Raw genomic sequence first — 15887 nt, forward strand, 5'->3', positions numbered from 1 at the left:
TCTTCCGCCACCGCAGGGAACCCAGAAATATTCCAAGCGTTTGTTTCCCCAGTTAGAGAGGCAATCATGACCGCAATTGAGACCGTCTTCAATCATCCGACGCTGACACAGGCAAAATTGCCGGCGCTGGTCGGCCGTAAAAGGCAAGATTGCAGTGGGTTTGACCTGCAAGGGAGTGCCGCGAAGGCGGCCTTCCTGATCAACGGCAACAGCTATTTTGCCGAGCTGGCGCGGGCGCTACGGCAGGCGCGGCGCACTGTCTGGATCATCGGATGGGATTTCAATCCCGACATCCTGATGGAACCCGATAAATCCGAGGAGACGCTTGCCGACCTGCTGCACGGTCTCGCGGCGGAAAATCCCGAACTGGAAATACGCATCCTCGTCTGGGCACTCGGCCCCCTCTATTCGAACAAGTCCCTGCAGCTGTTTCGCAAGAAGAATTTCCCGAAGAATGCCCGGATCGATCTGCGCTTCGATTCTGCGCGGGCAGTCGGCGGCTGCCATCATCAGAAACTCGTCTGCATCGACGACGCGGTCTCCTTCATCGGTGGGATGGATCTGACGGCGCGGCGGTGGGACACTTGGCTTCATCGCGCCAAAGACAAACTGCGACGTGATCCCGCCGGCGTTTCCTACGACCCCCTGCACGATGTTCAAGCGATGGTCACGGGCGACGCGGCCAAGCTGATCGGCGATATCGCCAGGCGGCGCTGGGAAGACGCCACCGGCGAAAGCCACTCGCCGCTGGTCGCGAGCGCGCCTTTCGTCTGGCCCGATGATCTGCCGGTTTCGATCGGAGATATTTCGGTCAGTTTCGCGCTGACGGAACCCTCGACGGCCTTGCGGACCGGCGTAAGCGACGGTATCGACATGACACTTGATGTGATCGCCCGGGCGAAGCGATCACTTTACATCGAAGCACAATACCTCGCCTCCTTCCGCGTCGCGGAGGCCATCGCCGCCGGGCTTGAGGAGGAAGACGGGCCTGAAGTCATCATCATCTGTACGCGCAGCTCTCACGGGCTGATCGAAAAGCTTGTCATGGGCAATAATCGCGACCGTGTCATCCGTCGCCTCAAACGCGCTGATCGCGCTCATCGGCTGCGCATCTACTATCCCGTTGTTCCGGGGCCGGTCATGCCCAAAGCCACTGCCCCTGGGCGAGCCCCGCTGGCGTCGAGCACAGAAGTGGAGGTGCTCGTCCACTCCAAGCTGATAATTGCCGATGACAAATTGGTGCGCATCGGCTCGTCCAACATCAACAACCGCTCGGAAGCAATTGATACCGAATGCGATATGCTCTTGGAGGCCGACGGCGAGGATCAACGCCGGGGGATCGTGGATCTTCGCAACCGCCTGCTTTCGGAATACCTAGGAAGGGCGGCCGAGACCTTTGCTGCAGCCTTCGCTCGGACAGGATCGGTGATCGAAGCGATCGAGACGCTGAATGATGGTCGCCGCGGCTTGCGCGAGTTTGCAGTCGACATGGCCGGCAGCACCAAGCCAGTCATGGGAACCGCGCTCTTCGACCCGGGTCGGCCCACCACACTGCTAAGCCGACTGGGCCTCGGCGCCTTCGTCCGCCGTCTCGTTCGCTCCACGTGATCGGCGGCGAAAGACGACCTCGCTGATTGCGAGTAGCGTTGCGCCAAGCGCCAGCGGAATGAAGAAATAGACGCAGCGGAATGCGATCAGCGCGCCGATGGATGCTTCCTTCGGCACCGCATAGGAGACGGTCGCCTCGAGCACGCCGAGACCACCTGGAACATGCGTTGCAAGAATTGCCGAGTTGGCGAGCACGTAGGCTGTTACCGATCTGAAGAAGGCAACATCGCCGAAGGCTGAGAGCATCTGGTGGAGACAGGCAGAAACGAACCCGAAGTTGATCGTGCCGACCCCAACTTGCGCGACCGCTATCGAAAATCGCGGCAACTGAAAGGACCAGCGCCAAAGCCGCAACTTGCTGCGGATGAAAAACGCCAGCCCCGCATAGACGACCGGCACGATGAGCGCCAGCAAGCCGAAGATGCGCACACCGGCCGGATCGAGCCGCAGCAGGCGCCCGGCGTCGCCGGGATTGATGATCATCGCCAGGCCGCCAAGCGTGATCAGCCCCAGCCCGACTGTGATGCCGCAAAACACGATGATATTGGCGACATCCTCGGTCGTCAGCCCCCAGCGCGAATAAAAACGGTAGCGGAAGGCGCCGCTGCTCAGTCCGGCAAAACCGATATTGTGGCCGAGCGACAGGCTGATGAACGAAGCCAACGCGATTTTGGGATAAGGCAAGGATTTGCCGAGTGAACGGATCGCCAGGAGATCGAAACAGCCAAGACATAGATAGGATGCCGCCGCAAACAGCAGGGCTACGCAGAAATTCGAAAAAGGTATGCTGCGAACCGATTGGACGATCTGCTCGAGGCTGTACTGTTGGAAGATGCGGTAAAGAAGGAAGACCGCGAAACAAAGGGCAGCAACGAGCAGTCCATTCCAGATCATGTTTTTCAAGCTCATCGATTGTCCTCAGGAGTGCAAACGGGATGGTTCGATAATCTGGAACGATCAAATGAGTTTTGTGTTCCCCTGGGGAACGAGATCCATGTCCCCAAGGACAAGCTTCAGCGGACTCATGTCGGAAAAAACGATCAAACTCTTAACCTATAACGTGCACAGCTGTATCGGCAACGACCGCAAGCTCGATCCCGGACGCATTGCTTCAGTCATCGCCGAGGCGGAAGCCGACATCATCGCTCTTCAGGAGGTCGATGTCCTCAGGCGCAGGACCGGCGGCATCGACCAGGCCCATACGATCGCCGCGCTTCTGGAGATGCAGGCTCATTTTCATCCGGCGCTGTCGATTGCCGAAGAGCAGTATGGCGATGCGATCATCACCGCGCTGCCGACTGGCGCGGTCAAGGCCGGCCCGCTGCCATCCATCGGCGAACAGCGCGGTGCCCTTTCGGTCGAAATACTGGTCGGCGACAGAAAACTGCTGGTCGTCAACACCCATCTTGGCCTTCGCGGCCGCGAGCGCATGCGGCAGATGACGACGCTGTTGAACTCGGGCTGGCTGCGCGGGACAGCGGGCGAATCTCTCCCCACCATCCTTTGCGGCGACTTCAACGCCATTCCGGCATCGGCGACTTACCGACTTGCCACTCAGTCATTGAAGGATGCTCAGCGCGAAGGCAAGGCCACACCAAGAGCAACCTTCCCTTCCCGCTATCCGCTGATGCGCCTTGACCACATTCTCGTTTCCGACGATCTCGTCGTCAAACAGGCGACGGTCCTGGAAAACCGACTGACAAGGGTCGCCTCTGATCACCTGCCTCTCCTTGCGGAAATTGGTTTCGCCTAAACGGACGCCGAGAGAAGGCGATTGAAGCAGAAGTGTGCCGTGCCCGATGTCCCGTTAGAGGACGATGTTCACCTGACGGACTTCCGTTTCATCGCGGCCGCCACCAACGGTAGCGCCGTCGTCGCCACGGTTCCGAGCGGCAGCCGCGTGATGCCTCTGGTGACGACGAATGTTGCCGCCATTGCGCCGGCCAGCTTGAGCCAGGGCTGATTGCCAAGCTGCGCGTGGGCGCTTGCATCGGCCCAGCGGACGTTCGCCGCAACGACGGTCGCAGCCTGATGTTGGATCACCTGAAGGCGGGCGCGGAGGTTTTCGAGTTCTTCTCTCAGTTCTCGCAGACGGCCTTCCAGGGCATGATTGTCAGAGGCCAGGAGAGGCTCCTCAAAGGTGCCTCCAACCGGAGCATGACCACCGAGCGTCGCGATATAAGCCCGATATTCGGCCTCGCTCGCGAAGCCCTCACGCCTGATGAGATCGGGATTGGCGTTTGCATCTTCGAAAGCAGCCGGTGCGGTGCCGGTATTGTCGCGCCTGTCCAGGTTTGTGCCGATGTCCCCGAGTTCGTCCTTGAACATGATGGATCTCCAGTTGTTCCTGGCGATAGAACGCTCGACGGCTCAGAAGGATGCATCGGACGCCGGTCGCGGTTCGCAACGGCGCCGAGTCGGACTTCCGCTCCTTCCACGACCGTCATCCTCGCGACGCGCTGAAACGTTCGGGCCGAAACTCCGCCAGCAGCGGATGACGGCGTCCGGTGGCGATCTCGTCGGCCAGCAGTTCACCGGCGATCAGGCCGAGGGTGGCGCCACTATGGCTGAAGGCGACGAAGTAACCCCAGATCGACGGCAGTTCGCCAAAGACCGGCTCGCCATCGCCCGGAATGGGCTTTGGGCCGACCCCATAATCTTCAATCTCGAGCGTCGGGTTGCCTTCGAGAACTTTTGACGCCTCGCGCAGCAGCCCGTCCAACGTCGATTGTCTGACTTCATAGCCGCCGTCCGGCTTCACTTCGACCTCTTCCTCGGACCAGGCGGAATCGAGGGCGAAGCCGCCATTCGGCATGGGTCGGATGGCGACGCGGGGGGTGTTGAGCACGGCCTTCAGCGAATGGCGGATCGGCTTGGTCCTGACGAGAAGCGCGACCGGCGTTGCATCGTCGATATGCTGGCCGGCTTCGGCAACGATTGCCGGAACGGCGCCGCCCGCGGCGAGCAGCACAGACTCCGCGTCCCAGTGTCTGCCGTCCGCTGCGCTCACGCCGCAGACACGGGCGCCTTCGACATCAATCGCCGCGCGCCCGGCGTCCGTCACGACCTCGCCGCCGAGCGAACGGAATTCCTCCGCGAGAAGGCCGATCAGCGAGGGAAGATCGACCCAACCTTCTCCGGGATTGAAGATCGCGCCCTGCGGCGTCACCGCACCGGCGTCGACGCCGGGCGTCGCGCCGGGAATGTTTTCCTGGGCCAGCCATTGCGCGTGATAGCCGAGGTCGCGCTCGAAGTCGAAGACCTCGGCTATCTCATTGCCGGCGTCATCGGCATCCCAGGTCAGGCCGCCATCGAAACGCAGCCAGGGCGCATCCGGATATCGGGCAGCAAGGGTGCGATAACGGTCGATGCCGGCGAGGCGCAGCCGGTGATAGGCATCAGAGCGTTTCCGGGCCGAATTGAGCCAGGCGAGCGAACGGCCGGAGGCGCCATTGGCAAGCGGCCCATCGCTGACGAGCACGGTGGCGATCCCGAGGCGAGCGAGATGGACAGCCGTCGAGACGCCGAATATGCCGCCACCGATGACGACGACCTTCGAAGGTTTGGGGGAAGCATTCATGTCGATAACCTTGTTTCCTGCTATGTCGAACGAATTCCATGCATCCGTCGTAGGAGCCCTCAGCGGCATGCCTCGCGTCAGGGGCTAAAGCGCGTCGCGATCTTTCAGATTCGCTCCTCGCGCTTTGGCTCTTTGTTTTTTGCGCATGTCGTTGCCGCAAAACCGCTGCACACTTTTGCGCGACATGCTTTAGAGGACTTCCGCAAGGAAGCGTTTCAGCCGCTCGCTGTGGGGATTGTCGAAGATTTGCCCCGGGCAGCCGGCTTCGACGATGCGGCCCTCATCCATGAAGACGACCTGGTCGGCCACCCTGCGTGCAAATCCCATCTCATGCGTCACCACGGCCATCGTCATGCCCTGGCGGCCGAGAGCTGCCATCAAGTCGAGAACGCCTTTCACCAATTCGGGATCGAGCGCACTCGTCACTTCATCGAACAGGATGAGTTCCGGATCCATCGCAAGAGCACGCGCGATGGCGACGCGCTGCTGCTGCCCGCCAGACAGACCTGCCGGGCGATGATTTCTGCGCTCGGCAAGACCGACCTCGGCCAAACGCGCCTCGGCAATGCGTCGCGCCTCCTGCCTCGACATCTTCTTGATCTTCGTCAGTGAAAGCATGACGTTCTCAAGCGCGGTGTGATCGGGAAACAGGTTGAAGTGCTGGAACACCATGCCCACGCGCCGGCGCAACCGCTCTGGTTTCATGGCCAGAATGCTGGCGCCATCGAGCAGGATGTCGCCGCCTTTCGGTTCCACCAGCCTATTCATACAGCGCAGCAGCGTCGATTTTCCCGAGCCGGAAGGACCGATGATGCAGGTGACGGTACCGGCGGCGATGTCGAGATCGACACCCTTCAGCACATCGAGATTACCATAGGCCATGGTGAGATCCCGGACGTTCAGGGCACCACCCTTGAAGCGCGGTTCGGTCTGCTCGACAGATTTTGCCGGGGGTTGCGGACCGGCGGCGCGCATTTCGCTCACCTCGACCAATCCACTCGCAACACCCGAGCTGCGGCCTTGTTTTCCCAGGCGCAGTCGCACATCGATGTAATTGACCAAGTGAGTGAGCGGCACGGTGATGACGAGATAGAAGACGCCCGCCAGCAACAAGGGCGACAGATTGCCCGTTACGACAGCTTGATCCTGCCCGACGCGGAAGATCTCCCGCTCGGAGGCGAGCAATCCGAGAAAATAGACGAGGCTGGAATCCTTGACGTTTCCGATGAATTGATTGACCAGCGCCGGCAGAACCCGCCGGATGCCTTGCGGGATGACGATCAAGCGCATGCCCTGCCCGTAGCTCATGCTGAGCGCCCGGCAGGCTTCCATCTGGCCGCGCTCGACGCTTTGGATGCCTGATCGGAAGATTTCGCCGATGTACGCCCCGGCAATCAGGCTGAGCGCCAGGATGCCGAGCGGAAATGGCGACGGACCGAAGATCTCCCGTCCGATCCGGGCAAAACCCTGACCGATGATCAGGATCGTGACGATCGCCGGCAAACCGCGGAAGACATCGGTATAGACGCGCGCGGGCAGCCGCAGCCAGCGGGACTGCGAGATACCCATGACGGCGAGAGCCATGCCGATAACGACACCGAGCACGGTCGAGGCGGCGGCCAGGATCAGGGTATTCTTCAGGCCGACGCTGATCATGCTCGGTAGCACTTCGGCCATGGCGTCCCAGTCCAGGAAGCTGCGGCGCAGATTTTCAAGCCAGTTCATCGAGATCCTCATCGAAGCCCAAGCCGGGCATGAAACCGTCCGCCGGAGCGGACGGCTTACGACGTTACTTCTTGGGAAGGTACTGGTCCGGCATCGGCGAACCGGGGAACCATTTTTCATAGAGGGTCTTCCAGGTGCCGTCCTGCATCGCGTCGTGAAGAGCTGTGTTCAACGCCGTGCGGAAGGCGTCATTTCCCTTGCGGATCACGAAGCCCGCTGGCGCATCGAAGGACGGGATGTTGACCGCAATCTTCAGCGCGGGATAGCGCTCGCCATATTGTTTGGCAGCCTCGTAGTCGAGAAAATGCGCATCGACCGTTCCGTTGTTGAGGGCAGCCACGGCGGAATTGTTGTCGGGGAATTTCACGAGATCGGCCTCACCGAAATTCTTGGCCGCATAGACTTCCTGCAAGGTCCCCTGCACGACGCCGAGACGCCTGCCCTTGAGGCCGTCGGCATCCTTGATGCCGGAATCCGCCGTCAGGACCGAGAGATAACCGGCAAGATAGCCGTCGGAAAAGTCGACGGTCTTCTTCCGGGCTTCGGTGGTTCCGATCGCCGCGACAGCAACATCGAACCGTTCGTTTGCCACCGACGGCAGAAGTGCGGAGAATTCCTGGCCCGTGAACGTGACCTTGTCTTTCGGAATGCCAAGGCGGGAGACGACGTTGAGAAACAACTCGATATCGAAACCGGTGAACTGGCCGTCCGCCGTCGCAAACGTATAGGGCTTGGCATCGCCCATCGTGCCGACGCTGATCACCCCGGGCTCGATGAGGCTATAGGGATTGTCGGCCGCGGCCGCAGAGCCGGCCCCCATCGCCAGAAGGCACGTCAGAAGGCCAGCCCGCAATGGAGCCGCGACGGCCGCGAAAGATTCAAAAGGCTTCATGTTCGTTCTCCGCTCTGAAGGGATGCTCTTGTCGGCATTCGTTATCATCCGGTCTCGTCGCCCGTGCGACGAAGACTTCTGGACAAGATACCGGTCTTCTATATAAAGAGACCGGTCTCACGACATATTTGATATCTGTCAATTGACCGGCCGTCAACAACTCTTGTAGTGCTGCGCCATGGAAGATTCCGCTGCCCCGAAACGTTCAGTCACGGTTGCCGACGTCGCGAAGGCAGCAAGGGTCTCGAAGGCGACGGCAGCCCGCGTGCTCGGCGGCTATGGCGTCGTCAGCGACAAGATCAAGGATCAGGTGACGGCGGCCGCCGCCGCGCTCGAATACCGCCCGAACGAGCTCGCCCGAAGCATGAGCACGGGACGCTCAGGCATTATCGGCGTGGTGGTCGGCGATATCGAGAATGCTTTCTTCAGCCTCGCAGTGCGCGGCATTACCGATGCAGCCCGGCTTGCGGGCTTCAACGTCATCATCGCCAATTCGGGCGAACAGATCGATGCGGAAAAATCGGCGGTCGACCTGCTGATCGGTAAACGCGTCGATGGCCTGATCGTCACGCCGGCCCGCTGCGATCGCCTCGATCACCTGCAGCACGTCCGCCGCGCCGGCGTGCCATTGGTTCTATTCGACAGGGCCATCCCGGAGCTTGATGTCGACGCCGTGACCGGGGATGACAGGGATGCGGCACTCACCGCGACAAGGTATCTGATCGGCCAGGGCCATCGCCGCCTCGCCTATATCTCCGCCATGGACGCCGAGGACGGCGGGCTCACTGAGCTCGGGCGGATATCAAATTCCGCCGTGCGCGAACGCATGGAAGGCTTCGTCAGCGCTCTGACCGAGGCGGGTTTGCCGAACCCTCTTCATTACATCCGGCTCGGCGCCACGAACCAGCAGCAGACAAACGCCGTGATAAAACGCCTGCTCTCGGAGATATCGCCGCCGACGGCGCTGTTGGCATCCGACAGTCTCGTGGGCTTGCGCATTTTCAAGTCACTGCAGTCGCTCGGCTTGTCGATCCCTCAGGATGTCTCGATGATTTCGTTTCTGGACGCCGACTGGACCAGCGTCACCGTTCCGCCGATCACCATCGTCGACCAGCGCGTCTACGAACTGGGCAAACTCGCCGGCGAACGGCTCGTCGCCCGCATCGAACGCACCCCGCTTGCCGTCGAACGTCTGCGCGTTGCCACCAGCCTCGTCGTGCGCGGCTCCGTTGCGACGATCGGCCGGTAAAATCTGGGTTAAAGCGCGTCGCGCTTTAGGTTTTGTCTTTACGCATGTCGTTGCTGCAAAACCGCTGCGCACTTTTGCGCGACATGCTTAGTCGTACAGCTCGCCATGACCAATCTGCTCTTGCCTAGCGGAAGCATCGCTGATGACAGGGTCATCAGCCGGATCGGGATCTTTCTTGTTGGCGTCGCTCAGAAATTGCGCGGCCTTAAGCAGCGCCGCGGTTATCTCTCCGGTTGCCCATCCGGACTCATTGGCGACGGCAATCAGTCTTTCCAATGCGTCGCGCGCGGCCTCGGTTGCCTGTTCAAAGCGTTGCGCGGGAGCTTCGGTTTTCGGCGGTGGAAAGGTCATCGGCATTCACTCCATTAGGTCTAACTGTAGGAGAGGAACGCAGCCTGCGGGAAATGGATGCACAATCATGCCGATTTAGCCAGCGGATGCCTTGTCACGCGGCAGAGACAAGAGGTGGCGACGGTTTCTCCAGGTCAGATGACCGTCTGCAACAGGAACGGAGAGCGCTCCAGCGGACGCTGGGCGAGAATCCTCAGCATCGCCGGGCCTTGTATGCCGGTCGTCGTCGTCGAGCGGCCGTCGTGATAGACCACCGTCATGACTCGGCTGAGGCTGTCATATCTGATCTCTGCGATCGTGCGTGTGTGAACCGGAAAGATGAATTCGTGGGGCTGAGATTTTCGCCGGGAGGTCTTCGAGGTCATCGTGATGCCCCATCGAAACAAAAGGAGGATTGCCCCAGCCGTCCACGGCTCAGGACACGCGTGATAGTCGGCAGCACATCCCTCATCGAGTGTCTCCAATGCGCTTAAAAATCGATCAAACAACAGAGCGGCCGGTTCCCGCCATCAGAACGGCAATCGCTAGGTCTGAGACCTCAGCCTCATCCCAACCATGCCGATCAAGCACATATTGTTTCCATGGTCGCGTGACATCGGCGTGACACGCAGATCGCGGCTCGAAAACACGTCCGGAACGGGCTCCGTGAATTGTCAGCTCTGCCCAAGGCAGCGACAGCCCATCAATGCAATGTTCTGTTTATGCCGTAGGCCCGTGCGGCCTGCGGCCAACATTCGACGGCGCGTGCAAGTGACCGAATGGCTTCGTCCACGACGAAAACCGCATCCCCGAGCCGTTCGATCTCGCAATCGAGTTCATACACTTCGACTTCGTCAAGGTCTTCACTCTTCAGCAGCTGCTTGCTTGCCACGATCAGGCGCTCCGTACGCTGAACAATATCAAGAGCGCTCCGTATAATGATGTCGAGCATGCGGTTGCCCTCGCTTCGATGAGCAAGTGTCGGGCATAATCGCGATGCTGACAATCCTGAAATCTTGTCAGATGCGCTCGCGGATCGCGTCGTAAAGATCCCTCAACTCGCGCAGCGATTGATGGCGATGGCGCGGCAGAGAAGCGCGGTGTCCAGCGAAGGCGAACGCACCCGCAACGGCCGCAACGAGGATGAGCGTCGAAGCCGGATAGAGCTTCACAGCCGCTTCCGTCTGCCGCTTTGCTTTCCGGGCGCCTCCCTTTAACGATCGGGCACCATCGAACACCTGCCGCTGGAGCGCGTCGATTTGCTGTCGCAACGCGCTCAATTCCTCACGCAGGCCCTGATCAGGCTGCCGGGGAATGCCGACCGAGGCCGTGTTCGTATCGATGATGGCTTTCGGCACCGGTTCGCCGATCTTGGCTCCGTTGGTGTCGAGGGTCATCGTCTCAGTGCTCTTGCGTCGCGGCATCATCAATTCTCCTTCCCTGGGGCTAAAACCATCCTGTTCTAGTTATCGTCGAGCGAGAAGACCGGCCGATAGTGGCGCTCGGCGATCAGCAAGCTCCGGTCAGGCCGGATGATGTAAATTTCCTCGACCTGGCGTCCCCATTGATCTGTAAAGCTATGCGGGAAAGAAGAACCCACGGGCGATTTCGTCAGCTTCGTGCGAGGCTGCCCATGATAGGTGATGCTGCCGGGAATGGGGGCCAGTCCCGCCGACGCGTAATTGCCTGCGCCGGTCGTGCAGCCCGTCAGAACAACGGCAAAAACCAGCCCAAATCCTATGCTCCGCTTCATCGAACCTCCCGCTGTTCCGTGTTTTCCGCGTCACACATCTTTATGGTCGTTAACCAGGGAAGACCGACATTGTTCCACAATTCGGTTGGGGACGTCAGAACACGTCTCCCGAGACGTCAAAACGCTCGCCATGCGAGAATCGCACGTGGGACTGGCATCGCTAGATCAAGGACAGTCTTGGAGGCGTGCCTCACGCGGCGACATCCGGAATGCGCAGGCCAAGGAGCTCGGCATGTTTGCAGAGCTTTTCCCAAGGCACATCGCCGACAGACACGCCCTCTTCAAACGCCGCGCGTCGCCTGCGGGCTGCGCTGTCACCCGGCATGCGGACCGGGCCATCGTTCCACGGCGCGGATGGGTTGCTGCGGCATGCAGAGGCGAGATAATCGGACTGCGCGGTAAAGGCGTCCAGCCCGGCGAAAAAGGCGGGGTCGATGACCTGAATAAATGCGCTTTGCGAAAACACACCGGGCGGCGCGTTCGCCCGTCCCTTGCCGGAAAGCCCCTGCCCCAGCAGTTCGACGATCAGCCCGAACCCAAAGCCCTTGTGTCCCTTCAACTGACCGCCGAGGGGCATCATTGTCCCGCCACGTTCGGTCACCTCGCGCGGATCATCGGTCGGCTCGCCCGCGGCGGTGAAGGCCCAGGCCTCGGGGAATTTCTTGCCGGCGTTCGCCAGGTTTTGCGTCATCGTCGTGGTGGTGATCGAGGCGGAGACGTCGATCAGAATCGGATCCTCGGATGTCGGAAAGCCGGCCGCCATCGGGTTGGGGGTCAGGAGCGGCTTTGTGCCGCCATAGGGCGCGACTCGGCTTGCCGCGGGATGCGATACCGACAGCTGAACGATGAGGCCCTGTTCGGTAACCTGCCGCATGAAGGCTGACAGTGCGCAGGTGTGATGGCAGTTTCGGATTGCGGCGGTGACGACGCCATGATCGCGTACGCGTTCGCAGGCCTGGTCGATCGCCTTGGTCAGCAGCCATGCGCCGGGCAAAGATTTGCCGTCCCACACAAAGGCTGCGCCGCGGTCATTGACCACCTCGTAGCTACCCGACTTCGCCAGCGAACCATCTTCCAACGCTTCGACATACCAGTTCAAAAGGCTGACGCCATGCGTTTCGTGGCCGATCATGTCGCCTTCCACCAGGACGGCGGCTGTGATTTTGGCCTTGTCGGGTTCCATCCCGGCGCGGATCAATATCTGCTCGGCGAATTGGGTGAGGTCAATGCGGTCAATCAGCGGCATAGGCATCCATCCGTCATGTCATCGAAAGCGCGGGCCATTCAGGGAAGGCGGCCCGCGCGTCAATCCGCAAACCGGCTTACTTGAAGCGGATCTGCGATAGCTGCAGCTCGGAATTCGTCGCGATCGTCGGCTTGAAATCGAGACGCGGCGAAACGCGGGTGAATCCGACCATGTGAAACATCGGGATATCGGCGATGATCTCGGTGTTCACCTTGGCGAAAAGCTCCTTCCAGAGTTTTGTGCGCGCGTCTCCGGTGGCTGAGGTCGCCTTGGCGATGAGGGCGTCGACTGCGGGATCCCGAACCATGGAGTGAGAGCCGTCGGTCGCGTATTTCACGAAGGCGGTGAAGACGGGATCGCCGGTCGCGTTATCGTGCTGCGACTGCGTCAGCGTCGGACCGGAATCGGCGACGAAAGGTGCCACGAAGTAGCCGTTCCACACGGAAACGTCATACATATCGAGCTTTACGTTCAAACCGACGTCCTGAAGCATGGCCATCATCGCTTCCATCGCTTCGGTGGCGTTCGGATATTGCCCGTTGCGGCCGATGATGCGAATCTCTTGATCGACCGGGACGCCGTCAGCTTTCGCCGCCTTGACCAGTTCCTTTGCTTTTTCCGGGTCATAGGGCCAGACGGGAATATCGGCATTGTAACCGATCGTTGTGGGTACGACGAGCTGTGTGGCGATCTTCGCCTGTTCAGGGAACAGCGTTCCGAGCATTGCCTGACGATCGATGGCGAGGTTCATCGCCTCGCGAATGCGCCGGTCGTTGAGGGGTGCCGCGCGCGTATCGATGCGCAGCGATGTCGTCTCCGAATTCGGATAAGCGAAATCTGTTTCCTTGTTGGTGGCATCCTGCACCGATACGGCCGGAACGATATCGGCTTCGCCGGCATCGACCATGGCGGCTGCGACCGCGCTGTCGGAGCGGAACAGATAGGTCGCCTGTTCCACCTGCGGTTTCTCCCCCCAATAGTCCGGATTGCGCTTCAGCACGATCGACTGGCCGATATCCCATTTGTCGAACGTATAGGGGCCAGTGCCGATCGGTTTGCGGGTGAATTCGTCTGCTGGTGTCGCCTCGGCTGATTCCACGGCCATCACCGTCATCAGCAGCGGAAGAATCGGCTGCGCCGGTTTTGTGGTAATGCGGATCGTGTTGGCATCCGGCGTCTCGAAGCTGAATTCCGTGCCGCCGAAATATTTGCCGCCGGTCTCACAGCTGAGCTTCTTGTTCTTGTTGCGCTCGATCGTGAACTGGACGTCTTTGGCGGTGAACGGCTTGCCATCGTGCCATTTGACATTCGGGCGCAGCTTGAATTCCCAGGTGTCGTCGTCGATCTTCGACCATTCCGTCGCCAGACGGGGTTTGAGGCCGCCGTTGACGTAGTCGAATTCGACCAGCATCTCGTTGACGTTCTCGGAAATGACCCGGCCGACGTCCTGGCGCGCCGCCATGCAAGGCTCGACGACATCGACGGTTTCGGCAAGCACAACAGTCACGTTGCTCTTGGCATCCTCAGCGTGAGCCGAGCCACCGCTCAGCCCGATCATCGTGGTTGAAAAGCAGACAGCTAGCAAATGCAGTTTCATTTCGTTCTCCTCCCATGCGCCGTCGGCGCTCCTCAAGCGAATCTTCGTCCCATTTCCGGTGATGCGGCCCTCGCCTCCTCCTGCAAAAGCCGATCTAATGCATAAGTGCACTAATATACTAGTTGAGAGGAGCGATCAAGCGCGACACCCGAAACACGGGCGCCCACCCTGTCTGAAACGCTCGATTTCTAGCCGGCCGAAACAAACAGTCCGCGCGACATCTCGACCTCATCATCGGTAAGATCGGTCGGCGGCGCAGGCATTGATCTGCCTCGAAGCCGGCGAATGATCTTGCGAAGTTCCGTCGCGGCGCGATCAATTTGCTTTTCCCCGGTTTCAGTTGCGCAGGTCTTGGGGCAGCAGGCCGGCGGGGAAATTCTGGTAGGAAACGGGGCGCAGAAACCTGCGGATCGACATGGTCCCGACGCTGGTCGCGCCGAAATTGGTCGAGGCCGGATAGGGGCCGCCATGAACCATGGAATCGACGACCTCGACGCCGGTCGGGAAGCCATTAACCAGCAATCTGCCCGCCTTCCTTTCGAGGATCGGCAGCAGCTCGCGGGCAAGACCAAGATCGGCGTCGTCCATATGGATCGTCGCGGTCAACTGTCCCTGGAAGCTTTCGGCAAGGGAGAGCATCTCTTCTTGCGAGCCGACGCGCACCACGAGGCCGAGAGAGCCGAACACCTCTTCGCTGAGCGAATGATCGGCAAGCCAGGCCGAGCCATTGGTCTCGAACAGGTTCGGGGCTGCATCCCGGCCAGCGCTCTTTCCAGTGAGAACCGGTGCGACTGCATTGCTTGCCCGCATCCGATCGACACCGTCGTGATAGGCGGTGGCGATGCCTTGAGTCAGCATCGTCTGCGGCGCCACCTTTTCAAGCGCCGACTTGGCAGCGCCGGCGAACCTGTCCGCCTCCGGCCCATCGACCACGACGGCAATACCGGGTTTGGTGCAGAACTGGCCGGCGCCAAGCGTCAGTGAGCCGGCCCAGCCTGAACCGATCGCCTCCGCCCGGGCAGCGGTCGCGGCCGGCAGCAGGAACATCGGATTGACGCTGCCGAGTTCCCCGAAAAACGGGATCGGCTCTGGACGCTGGGCGCAAAGATCGAACAGCGCACGACCACCGACCAGCGATCCGGTAAAGCCGACGGCCTTGATGGCGGGATGCGTCACCAGAGCCGTGCCGACGTCACGGCGCCCGCCCTGGATCAGGCTGAAGACGCCAGCCGGCATTCCGGTGCGTTCGACAGCAGCGGCGATCGCCTCGGCAATGATCTCACCGGTGCCTGGATGGGCTGAATGTCCCTTCACCACGACCGGGCAGCCGGCAGCAAGCGCGGCTGCCGTATCGCCGCCGGCCGTCGAGAATGCCAAAGGGAAATTCGAGGCGCCGAAGACGGCGACCGGGCCGATAGGCCGCTGCACCAGCCGGATCTCGGGCCGCGGCGCCGGCTGCCGATCGGGTTGCGCCGCATCGATACGAGCGTCAAGATGCGTGCCCCTGCGGATATGCTCGGCAAACAGCTTGAGCTGGCCGGTCGTGCGGGCGCGCTCGCCGTTAAGCCGGCCTTCTGGGAGCCCGGTTTCCTCGGTGCCGATAAGGGTGACGGCCTCGCCGCGTCTGTCGATCTCCTCGGCGATCGTCTCGAGGAAAATAGCGCGCTCCTCGCATGTCTTCGCCGCAAACGCCGCAAAAGCAGCTTCTGCAGCGCGGCAGGCGCGGTCAACCAGTTCCGTCGTACCGACAGCGAAGTCATGGGCCGGCCCGTGCGCCGGCTCGGAGCGAAATGTCGTCGTTCCGGCAATCCACTCGCCACCGATGAAATGTCTGCCTGAAGGGGTCCAGCTCATTGTTATCCTCCTCGGCGGAGCCTCGCTCCGTCCTGATGCGGTGATCCGTTGTC

General features: G+C 60.9%; 16 protein-coding genes. 3 read left to right on the top strand and 13 right to left on the bottom strand.

The features are described from left to right. Window positions 1–66 precede the first annotated feature (66 nt). On the top strand, window positions 67–1608 hold the full coding sequence (locus HJB89_RS06715; protein ID WP_221149329.1) for a phospholipase D-like domain-containing protein: 1542 nt from the start codon (window positions 67–69) through the stop codon (window positions 1606–1608). Here the strand turns inward: HJB89_RS06715 and HJB89_RS06720 are convergent. Next, the gene (locus HJB89_RS06720) at window positions 1555–2517 is read right to left on the bottom strand and encodes a lysylphosphatidylglycerol synthase domain-containing protein (RefSeq protein ID WP_221149342.1); all 963 of its coding nucleotides are present in this window, start codon (window positions 2515–2517) and stop codon (window positions 1555–1557) included. The genes HJB89_RS06715 and HJB89_RS06720 overlap by 54 nt on opposite strands. A gap of 115 nt (window positions 2518–2632) precedes the next feature. Here HJB89_RS06720 and HJB89_RS06725 point away from each other — a divergent pair, with 115 nt between their 5' ends. After that, window positions 2633–3361 (top strand): endonuclease/exonuclease/phosphatase family protein, encoded by a 729-nt coding sequence (locus HJB89_RS06725; protein WP_221149343.1) that lies wholly within the window; start codon window positions 2633–2635, stop codon window positions 3359–3361. Between the two features lie 68 nt (window positions 3362–3429). On the opposite strand, the gene HJB89_RS06730 is transcribed toward HJB89_RS06725, so the two are convergent. The 4 genes from HJB89_RS06730 to HJB89_RS06745 all read right to left on the bottom strand — a co-directional run bounded on the left by HJB89_RS06730 (window position 3430) and on the right by HJB89_RS06745 (window position 7805). Beyond that, window positions 3430–3936 carry a hypothetical protein gene (locus HJB89_RS06730; protein ID WP_207584730.1) on the bottom strand — a complete coding sequence of 169 codons (507 nt, stop codon included), beginning with the start codon at window positions 3934–3936 and terminating at the stop codon, window positions 3430–3432. A 115-nt stretch (window positions 3937–4051) separates the two neighbouring features. Next, a complete protein-coding gene (locus HJB89_RS06735; protein WP_221115072.1) occupies window positions 4052–5188 on the bottom strand; it encodes an FAD-binding oxidoreductase in 1137 nt (378 codons plus the stop codon). A gap of 189 nt (window positions 5189–5377) precedes the next feature. After that, on the bottom strand, window positions 5378–6913 hold the full coding sequence (locus HJB89_RS33575; RefSeq protein ID WP_221115073.1) for an amino acid ABC transporter permease/ATP-binding protein: 1536 nt from the start codon (window positions 6911–6913) through the stop codon (window positions 5378–5380). 64 nt (window positions 6914–6977) lie between these two features. Then, window positions 6978–7805, bottom strand: a complete 828-nt coding sequence (locus tag HJB89_RS06745) for an ABC transporter substrate-binding protein (RefSeq protein ID WP_207584727.1) — start codon at window positions 7803–7805, stop codon at window positions 6978–6980. Between the two features lie 178 nt (window positions 7806–7983). Here HJB89_RS06745 and HJB89_RS06750 point away from each other — a divergent pair, with 178 nt between their 5' ends. Continuing rightward, window positions 7984–9054 (top strand): LacI family DNA-binding transcriptional regulator, encoded by a 1071-nt coding sequence (locus HJB89_RS06750; RefSeq protein ID WP_207584726.1) that lies wholly within the window; start codon window positions 7984–7986, stop codon window positions 9052–9054. Between the two features lie 87 nt (window positions 9055–9141). Here the strand turns inward: HJB89_RS06750 and HJB89_RS06755 are convergent, their stop codons facing one another. The 8 genes from HJB89_RS06755 to HJB89_RS06790 form a co-directional block, all read right to left on the bottom strand. Then, window positions 9142–9405 carry a hypothetical protein gene (locus HJB89_RS06755; protein ID WP_207584725.1) on the bottom strand — a complete coding sequence of 88 codons (264 nt, stop codon included), beginning with the start codon at window positions 9403–9405 and terminating at the stop codon, window positions 9142–9144. A gap of 134 nt (window positions 9406–9539) precedes the next feature. Next, on the bottom strand, window positions 9540–9770 hold the full coding sequence (locus HJB89_RS06760) for a hypothetical protein (RefSeq protein ID WP_221115074.1): 231 nt from the start codon (window positions 9768–9770) through the stop codon (window positions 9540–9542). Between the two features lie 317 nt (window positions 9771–10087). After that, window positions 10088–10336, bottom strand: a complete 249-nt coding sequence (locus HJB89_RS06765) for a hypothetical protein (protein WP_221115075.1) — start codon at window positions 10334–10336, stop codon at window positions 10088–10090. 67 nt (window positions 10337–10403) lie between these two features. Beyond that, entirely contained in the window at window positions 10404–10808 is a 405-nt protein-coding gene (locus HJB89_RS06770) for a hypothetical protein (RefSeq protein WP_221149441.1), read from the bottom strand. Between the two features lie 38 nt (window positions 10809–10846). Next, window positions 10847–11137, bottom strand: a complete 291-nt coding sequence (locus tag HJB89_RS06775) for a hypothetical protein (RefSeq protein ID WP_221149345.1) — start codon at window positions 11135–11137, stop codon at window positions 10847–10849. 190 nt (window positions 11138–11327) lie between these two features. Then, a complete protein-coding gene (locus HJB89_RS06780) occupies window positions 11328–12389 on the bottom strand; it encodes an Ldh family oxidoreductase (RefSeq protein ID WP_221149346.1) in 1062 nt (353 codons plus the stop codon). 70 nt (window positions 12390–12459) lie between these two features. After that, window positions 12460–13980 carry an ABC transporter substrate-binding protein gene (locus HJB89_RS06785; RefSeq protein ID WP_207584719.1) on the bottom strand — a complete coding sequence of 507 codons (1521 nt, stop codon included), beginning with the start codon at window positions 13978–13980 and terminating at the stop codon, window positions 12460–12462. A gap of 336 nt (window positions 13981–14316) precedes the next feature. Beyond that, on the bottom strand, window positions 14317–15834 hold the full coding sequence (locus tag HJB89_RS06790; protein ID WP_221149347.1) for an aldehyde dehydrogenase (NADP(+)): 1518 nt from the start codon (window positions 15832–15834) through the stop codon (window positions 14317–14319). Between the last annotated feature and the right edge of the window lie 53 nt (window positions 15835–15887).

It is taken from the genome of Rhizobium sp. NZLR8 (assembly GCF_019685025.1).
Lineage (GTDB): Bacteria > Pseudomonadota > Alphaproteobacteria > Rhizobiales > Rhizobiaceae > Rhizobium.

Bases quoted from the DNA above. Each gene is read 5' to 3' on its own strand.
- HJB89_RS33575 (WP_221115073.1), bottom strand. From the start codon at position 6,913: ATGAACTGGCTTGAAAATCTGCGCCGCAGCTTCCTGGACTGGGACGCC.
- HJB89_RS06790 (WP_221149347.1), bottom strand. From the start codon at position 15,834: ATGAGCTGGACCCCTTCAGGCAGACATTTCATCGGTGGCGAGTGGATT.
- HJB89_RS06765 (WP_221115075.1), bottom strand. From the start codon at position 10,336: ATGCTCGACATCATTATACGGAGCGCTCTTGATATTGTTCAGCGTACG.
- HJB89_RS06745 (WP_207584727.1), bottom strand. From the start codon at position 7,805: ATGAAGCCTTTTGAATCTTTCGCGGCCGTCGCGGCTCCATTGCGGGCT.
- HJB89_RS06770 (WP_221149441.1), bottom strand. From the start codon at position 10,808: ATGCCGCGACGCAAGAGCACTGAGACGATGACCCTCGACACCAACGGA.
- HJB89_RS06720 (WP_221149342.1), bottom strand. From the start codon at position 2,517: ATGAGCTTGAAAAACATGATCTGGAATGGACTGCTCGTTGCTGCCCTT.
- HJB89_RS06775 (WP_221149345.1), bottom strand. From the start codon at position 11,137: ATGAAGCGGAGCATAGGATTTGGGCTGGTTTTTGCCGTTGTTCTGACG.
- HJB89_RS06755 (WP_207584725.1), bottom strand. From the start codon at position 9,405: ATGACCTTTCCACCGCCGAAAACCGAAGCTCCCGCGCAACGCTTTGAA.
- HJB89_RS06760 (WP_221115074.1), bottom strand. From the start codon at position 9,770: ATGACCTCGAAGACCTCCCGGCGAAAATCTCAGCCCCACGAATTCATC.
- HJB89_RS06725 (WP_221149343.1), top strand. From the start codon at position 2,633: ATGTCGGAAAAAACGATCAAACTCTTAACCTATAACGTGCACAGCTGT.
- HJB89_RS06785 (WP_207584719.1), bottom strand. From the start codon at position 13,980: ATGAAACTGCATTTGCTAGCTGTCTGCTTTTCAACCACGATGATCGGG.
- HJB89_RS06735 (WP_221115072.1), bottom strand. From the start codon at position 5,188: ATGAATGCTTCCCCCAAACCTTCGAAGGTCGTCGTCATCGGTGGCGGC.
- HJB89_RS06780 (WP_221149346.1), bottom strand. From the start codon at position 12,389: ATGCCTATGCCGCTGATTGACCGCATTGACCTCACCCAATTCGCCGAG.
- HJB89_RS06750 (WP_207584726.1), top strand. From the start codon at position 7,984: ATGGAAGATTCCGCTGCCCCGAAACGTTCAGTCACGGTTGCCGACGTC.
- HJB89_RS06715 (WP_221149329.1), top strand. From the start codon at position 67: ATGACCGCAATTGAGACCGTCTTCAATCATCCGACGCTGACACAGGCA.
- HJB89_RS06730 (WP_207584730.1), bottom strand. From the start codon at position 3,936: ATGTTCAAGGACGAACTCGGGGACATCGGCACAAACCTGGACAGGCGC.